Raw genomic sequence first — 1,415 nt, forward strand, 5'->3', positions numbered from 1 at the left:
TCCCGCACCAGCCAGATTGTCGCCAGCGGCGGCAGCGTCACCGACAGCGAATGCTCCCGCCCGTGGCTGGCGATCGCCTCGCTTGCCACGCCGCCGCCGTTGCCGGTATTGCTCCCGTGGTAGTGCATCGAGTCGGTGTTCAGCTCTTCACGCCAGCGCCCCGGCTGATTAACCCCGAAGCGATAGCCGTGACGCGGCACCGGCGTGAAGTTGCTCGCCACGATTATCTCGTTCCCGGCCTTATCGCGACGGACAAAGATAAACACCGACCGTTCATGGTCATCGACAACCAGCCACTCAAAGCCGTACGGGTCAAAGTCCAGCTCGTGCAGCGCCTTATGATGACGATAGGTATGGTTCAGATCGCGCACCAGACGCTGCACCCCGTGATGCCAGTTGTCGCCCCCTTCCAGCAGATGCCAGTCGAGGCTGGCGTCGTGGTTCCACTCCCGCCCCTGGGCGAATTCGTTGCCCATAAACAGCAGTTTTTTCCCCGGGAAGGCGAACATCCAGCCGTAGTAGGCGCGCAGGTTGGCGAACTTCTGCCACGCATCCCCGGGCATGCGGTCAAGAAGCGATTTTTTACCGTGGACCACTTCATCATGCGACAGCGGCAGGACGAAGTTCTCGGTGTAGTTGTAGAGCATGCCGAAGGTCATCTTGTCGTGATGATGCCGGCGATAGATCGGGTCAAGCTGCATATAGTCGAGGGTGTCGTGCATCCAGCCGAGGTTCCATTTGAACCAGAAGCCGAGGCCGCCCGTCGACGCAGGACGCGAGACGCCGGCAAAATCGGTGGATTCCTCCGCCATGGTCACCGCCCCCGGCGTCTGCTCGCCCAGCACCCGGTTGGTATTGCGCAGGAACTCGATCGCCTCGAGGTTTTCCCGGCCGCCGTACTCGTTGGGCACCCACTCGCCCTGCTTGCGGCTGTAGTCGCGGTAGATCATCGACGCCACCGCATCCACCCGCAGCGCATCGATGCCGAAACGCTCGATCCAGTACAGCGCGTTCCCCACCAGGAAGTTGCTGACTTCACGGCGGCCGTAGTTATAGATCAGCGTGTTCCAGTCCTGGTGATAGCCTTCGCGCGGGTCGCTGTGCTCATACAGCGCGGTGCCGTCAAACAACGCCAGGGCGAAGTCATCCGCCGGGAAGTGGCCCGGCACCCAGTCGAGGATCACGTTCAGGCCGGCGGCATGCGCGGCATGGAGGAAGTAGCGGAAATCTTCCCGGGTGCCGAAGCGGCGGGTCGGCGCGTACAGCCCGGTGGGCTGATAGCCCCAGCTGCCGTCAAACGGGTGTTCGTTCACCGGCAGCAGTTCGAGATGGGTGAAGCCCATCCATCGGGCATAGGGCACCAGCTGGTCCGCCAGCTCGCGGTAGCTGAGCCAGAAATTGTTATCGGTATGCCG

The 1,415-nt window shown here is 62.3% G+C and carries 1 protein-coding gene; it reads right to left on the minus strand.

Features of this window, described 5'->3' with window-relative positions; translation table 11 throughout:
- Positions 1-1,415, minus strand: a 1,415-nt coding sequence (glgB, locus tag ACI2JR_RS28260) for a 1,4-alpha-glucan branching enzyme (protein WP_462480107.1), incomplete at both ends; no start/stop codon positions are given.

This window comes from Klebsiella sp. NPDC088457, from assembly GCF_044900465.1.
Taxonomy (GTDB): domain Bacteria; phylum Pseudomonadota; class Gammaproteobacteria; order Enterobacterales; family Enterobacteriaceae; genus Klebsiella.